Annotated in this window: 5 protein-coding genes and 1 pseudogene; 1 reads left to right on the top strand and 5 read right to left on the bottom strand. The window is 64.8% G+C overall.

Annotation, left to right across the window (positions count from 1 at the left end; all coding sequences use genetic code 11):
* Window positions 1-429 precede the first annotated feature (429 nt).
* From MKK82_RS12755 to MKK82_RS12745, 3 genes are all read right to left on the bottom strand, one after another.
* Window positions 430-609 (bottom strand): hypothetical protein, encoded by a 180-nt coding sequence (locus MKK82_RS12755; RefSeq protein ID WP_243985931.1) that lies wholly within the window; start codon window positions 607-609, stop codon window positions 430-432.
* A gap of 87 nt (window positions 610-696) precedes the next feature.
* Entirely contained in the window at window positions 697-1,065 is a 369-nt protein-coding gene (locus MKK82_RS12750; RefSeq protein ID WP_243985929.1) for a hypothetical protein, read from the bottom strand.
* Window positions 1,062-1,712 (bottom strand): ParA family protein, encoded by a 651-nt coding sequence (locus tag MKK82_RS12745; RefSeq protein ID WP_243985928.1) that lies wholly within the window; start codon window positions 1,710-1,712, stop codon window positions 1,062-1,064. The genes MKK82_RS12750 and MKK82_RS12745 overlap by 4 nt, the downstream gene beginning before the upstream one ends.
* 228 nt (window positions 1,713-1,940) lie before the next feature.
* Here MKK82_RS12745 and MKK82_RS12740 point away from each other — a divergent pair, with 228 nt between their 5' ends.
* Window positions 1,941-2,906 (top strand): site-specific integrase, encoded by a 966-nt coding sequence (locus MKK82_RS12740; protein WP_243985926.1) that lies wholly within the window; start codon window positions 1,941-1,943, stop codon window positions 2,904-2,906.
* 135 nt (window positions 2,907-3,041) lie between these two features.
* On the opposite strand, the gene MKK82_RS12735 is transcribed toward MKK82_RS12740, so the two are convergent.
* On the bottom strand, window positions 3,042-3,908 hold the full coding sequence (locus MKK82_RS12735; RefSeq protein WP_243985925.1) for an outer membrane protein: 867 nt from the start codon (window positions 3,906-3,908) through the stop codon (window positions 3,042-3,044).
* 127 nt (window positions 3,909-4,035) lie between these two features.
* Window positions 4,036-4,548: pseudogene (locus tag MKK82_RS12730) on the bottom strand (MucR family transcriptional regulator).
* Window positions 4,549-4,817: the final 269 nt, after the last annotated feature.

Here is a 4,817-nt window from a genome sequence, read left to right as displayed (position 1 = left end):
GCTGATGGGACGCCACGTACCTTCGATCTTCGCCTCGCAGGTCTGAGCCTTGGGCTTGGTCATCCTCACGAGGTGCCATGCCGCAGCAATCCGTACCAGAGAACCAATGCCACACCCTGTTTGAGGGTCAGGAACAGCCGGACGGCCATATCATCATGGCTTGCCCGACCTCGCACACTCCCGACCGCACTGCGGCTAGCAGCGCTTACTTCGCCCTATAGTGATGGTTTTTCAACACCATAGAACCACCAATATCATGGCCGGACGATGCTGATAATCCCGCCGTGGAGCCACATGTCACCGGCTTCAGCCCGTCAATCGACGTGGACAGGGACCGCCAATCAATCGACGCGGACCTGGCTGCGGCTTGCCGGATCTCCCACTGCGCGGGCCGTAGATCTGGAAGTTCGCCATCACGAACAGGACGAGCTACACGGGGACGAGCACCCGTTGCTCTTTCTGCATCGCATCGGTGATCGGCTGCAACCGCGGGATCAACGTCAGTGATAGCCGCACGAGACCAAGAATGACGGACAGCATGCTCCACCACGAGCCGAGCACTGCCCAGAGGTAGTCCGCTATCCGGTCGATGATCGTCGGATCGATCACGAACAGCCATCCACCGACGTTCAAATCCGACGCCTCAATACCACCACAGAACCACCATTAAAGTGCGTTTATCACGCTGCGCCAGTGCTATCGCCACCCCGGCGTGGTGGGTTTGCCGATGACGTAGTCGATGCCCTCAAGGATGAGGGAGTGGATCGAACGGCCCCGGTCCTCGGCGATGCGAGCGAGCGCGGTGTGCCGGGCGTCGTCGAGGTAGACCGTCTGCCGGGCCGCGACGGGGCGGCGCCCTTTAGGCCTGCCGACGGCCTTCGCGCCCTCCACGACATCAACTGGCTGGGAGTCCTGTGCTGGCGACGTAGCCTGCGGGGCGAGAGCGGTCTCGGCCTGAGGTGCAGACGCCAGCTTGGCGTCTGCATCGTCCTGCTCAACTTCGCGGGCCGCGGCCGCTGCGGCCTTCATTGCGAGCGTCTGCGAGACGTTCGGGCGGCGGCTCATTGAGTCTCTCCCAGGCGGACCATGACGGCATCAGCGAGCGCGGCAAACTCGGCGGCGGACGGCGTGTCGGCCGGCACGGCCTCACCCGTTGCGAGGCTGTCGGCCACGATGGCACGATAGGAGATGGCCGGCGCCACCGGCTCAGTCAGGGCGGCAAGCGTCGTCACCACGTCGCGCCCTGCCCCGGTCCGGCGGTCGATGCGGCTCGGAACGATCAGGATGTCCGGCCGGTCGCGCTTGGCGGCCTTCCGGTGCCGGCGGATGGTGCCGACGGTCTCGGCTGCGCCGCGCACGTCCAGCACGGTGGACCCCGCCGGCACCAGCACGAGGTCGGAAACCGCGATGGTGGCGCCGAACGCTGCACCCATCGCGCCCGGGGCGTCGATCAGCACGAAGTCGGTTCCCTGGCCCCGAACGGCCTTCACCCACGCAGACACCGCGGCGTCGGCGTCTTCCTCCAATAGGTGCGGGGCGACCTTAAACGGCAACTGCCCATCCTCCGCGATCGAGGCGGCATGTGCGGCCGGATCGGCATCGAGCACGGCGACGGTCCGCCCTCGGCGGTGCAACTCGGCCGCGAGGTTGAGAGCGGTGGTCGTCTTGCCGACGCCACCTTTCGATTGGGCTAGGCCGATGATCTGCACCATGCCGGCGCTATTCTCCCGCTAATATGGTGGGATGAAACCACCGGATCGGCGCCAGCCTCACGCTGCACTAGCGCGGCGCTGGGAGTTTCCGGGCAAGTTGCCTAAAAACCTCGGTCCGCTCGTCGTCGCGCTTTCGTGGTGTGATAAAAGCGGGATCGTGGAGTGACGCTCGCACGAGCATAGCGCGTGTGATAGTGTCTGAGAAGGACAGTTATCGGACACGATGCGATGTCGGGCCTGAAATCACGCGAACCGGGGGTACGCGCCGGCCTGCCGGTCGTCGCTGGCCTTTCGGATCAGGCCAAGGCGTTCCAGCGTGGCGGCAAGGCCAAGAGCACGCAGCGAGCCTACGCGAGCGATCTCACGCAGTTCGCGGCTTGGTGCGACCAGTTCGGGTTTCAGGCTATGCCGGCGACGCCGCTCGCCGTCCTAGAGTTCCTGAGCCACGAAGCGACGCGCGGCGCCAAGGCGTCGACCATCGCTAGGCGGCTCGCCGCGATCCGGTACGCGCACAAGCTGGCGGGGTTCGCCGACCCGACGGAGGACGAGGGTCTGCGCGAGGGCATGCGCGGGATCCGGCGCCATGTCGGCACACGCCCGGTCCAGAAGGTCGCCGCGACGGCCGACATCCTGGCGGCGCTGCTGATGCGGACGCCCGACACCCTGACGGGCAAGCGAGACCGGGCGCTGCTGGCGCTCGGCTTCGCCGGGGCGTTTCGTCGGTCCGAATTGGTGGCCCTCGACGTAGCCGATCTGCTTGAGGATCAGGACGGCCTGCGGGTGCTCGTGCGCCGGAGCAAGGTCGACCAAGAGGGGCAGGGGTTCGAGAAGGCTATCCCGGCCGGGCGGTTCATCCGCCCCGTCGCCCTAGTGCGCGAATGGCTGGACGCGGCCGGCATCACGTCGGGACCGTTGTTCCGCCCGGTCAACAAGGCCGGCAGGGTCGAGGGCGAGCGCCTGGGGCCTAAGACGGTTGAGCGAGTCGTGAAGCACTACTGCACGGCCGCGGGCCTCGATGCGTCGACCTTTGGGGCGCACTCCCTGCGGGCCGGCTACATCACGACGGCCGCCGAGCGCGGGGCCGATCTCGCCCGCATCATGGACCAATCGGGCCACCGGGATCCGCGGACCGTGGTCGGGTACATCCGGCGGGCTAACGCCTTCAAGGGTCACAGCGGGAGCGGGTTCTTGTAGACCAGTTCGCGGCACCACGCTCCATTAGCAGAACAGCCGGATCCCAAACGGCAAACGCCCCAGGAGCGGTAAGCTCCTGAGGCGCTGCCGACCTCGCGGCCAGTCTGATCGGGCTGGGGATGCGAAGGTCAGCGCTTAGAAAGTGCCGAACTTGTAGTTGATACCGGCGCGCACGAGGTCACCGTCATTGCGCACGCGCGCGGCATACGCTCCCGGAGCGCCGTTCACCCCCGGGATCGGGATGGTCCGGTTGCCAAGTTCGAAGTGCAGGTATTCAACCTTGACCGTCACGGCGCTCGAATTGAAGAAATTCAACCGGCTGAAGAAGCTGTCAGTCGGCACGGCGTACTCGATGCCACCGCCGTAGGCGTACCCGGTCTCGATGTTGTTCTGGCGGCCCACGAAGAACGGCGTCGAGGTGTTGGGCCCGTAGAAAACGATCTGATTGTTGACGCCGCCATACGCGAAACCGCCGGTTCCGTAGACCAAGAAACGGTCGAAGGCGTAGCCGATGCGTCCGCGGACCGTGCCGAGGAAATCGAGGCCGCCGCGGTACTGGTTGACGCGCGTGAACTGAGACGCGCTGGGCGTGACACCCGCCGACAGGTTGGTCGTGTTGCTGAAGGTTTCGAGGCGGTTGAGATCGGTGTAGGCGGCGTCGGCCTCGATGCCGACTACGATGCCCGATCCAGTGACGAACTGATAATTGTAGCCAATCTGACCACCGCCCGTGAACCCGTCGTTGCGGACGCGGGCAGCGATCGGGCGCAGGCCTGTGACCAGCGCGGCATTGTTGTTCGCCTGACTGCCCACCGTGCGGTCGACGCGTGTGTCGGCGTCGAAGACGTAGCCGGCGTTGATGCCGAAGTAGGCGCCGGTCCAGGTGAACACCGGGACCGGGGTGAAGATCGGCGGCGGCGCGGCGCGGCGCGGCAGATCGGCGGCCGCGGCGGCGCCGGTTAGGGCTGTGAAAGCGGCCAGCGCGGCCAGAAGCTTCTTCATGACTATGCTTTCCCTGGCATAACGCTAATTTAAGGCCAAGGTAGCGAGTTATGAACAGCTAAGCTGTATCGCCATAGCAACACCTTATGGCGAGACTGGGTCGCGACCGCAGTCACTTGCGCTACGCCTAAACGGCATCCTTCGTCTTCCGCGGCCGACCGGCGGGCTTCGGCTTGTCAGAGATGGTCTCAGCGCGTTCTGGAACCTTCAGAGCGTCCTTCCTGCGCGACTGACCGAAGCCCACACTCTTAGCGAGCGCCGAGCGCTGCGCCGAGTGGTTGGCGGACGTCGATGGGTAATCCTGCGGTAAACCGTAGCGCTCGCGGTACTGCTCAATCGTCATGCCGTTGTTGGTGAGATGCCGCTTGAGCATCTTGTACGGTTTGCCGTCGATAAACGAGATCAGCGCATCCGGCGTGATCGACTTGCGGATCTGAGCGGCAGTCATCTTCTAGGTTGGCGGAGCCTGGGTTGCGCTACCTCGCCCAAGCCCGCCAAGCGCCGCATGCATGCTGGCGATCAAGGCTGGTAGCACCACTGGCGGCACACGATTGTTCGACACGTAGGCTGAGACGAGGTTCGTCGTCAGACCGGTATAATCGGTGGCTCCGACCTCGATGTTCTCAGCGTTCTCGTCCACGATGTACCTATCTGAAAGAGCTCAACCACATCGTGCTCGCAGTTCCAGCTTTGCAATGCGGGAGCACCCACCCTGCTCTCTTCCGATCGAGCTGAGCTGAAAACATGAGACCGGATCTTGAGCTGATCGCGCCGATCATCGCCGAGAACGTCGCCTCGGCGCTCGTGCGAGCGTGCGATTGCGGTTTTCAGGAGGGCGAACGCGCGATCGTCGTTCAGGGCGTAATGCGCGAATTGCTGCTGGTCCTGCCAACCGATGACAGCGACCGG

This window comes from Methylobacterium sp. E-046 (assembly GCF_022829625.1).
Classification (GTDB): Bacteria; Pseudomonadota; Alphaproteobacteria; order Rhizobiales; family Beijerinckiaceae; genus Methylobacterium; species Methylobacterium longum.
The sequence above is the reverse complement of the archived record's forward strand: the minus strand, read 5'-3'. Positions and strand labels throughout refer to the sequence as shown.

Bases quoted from the DNA above. Each gene is read 5' to 3' on its own strand.
- MKK82_RS12750 (WP_243985929.1), bottom strand. From the start codon at position 1,065: ATGAGCCGCCGCCCGAACGTCTCGCAGACGCTCGCAATGAAGGCCGCA.
- MKK82_RS12745 (WP_243985928.1), bottom strand. From the start codon at position 1,712: ATGGTGCAGATCATCGGCCTAGCCCAATCGAAAGGTGGCGTCGGCAAG.
- MKK82_RS12740 (WP_243985926.1), top strand. From the start codon at position 1,941: ATGTCGGGCCTGAAATCACGCGAACCGGGGGTACGCGCCGGCCTGCCG.
- MKK82_RS12735 (WP_243985925.1), bottom strand. From the start codon at position 3,908: ATGAAGAAGCTTCTGGCCGCGCTGGCCGCTTTCACAGCCCTAACCGGC.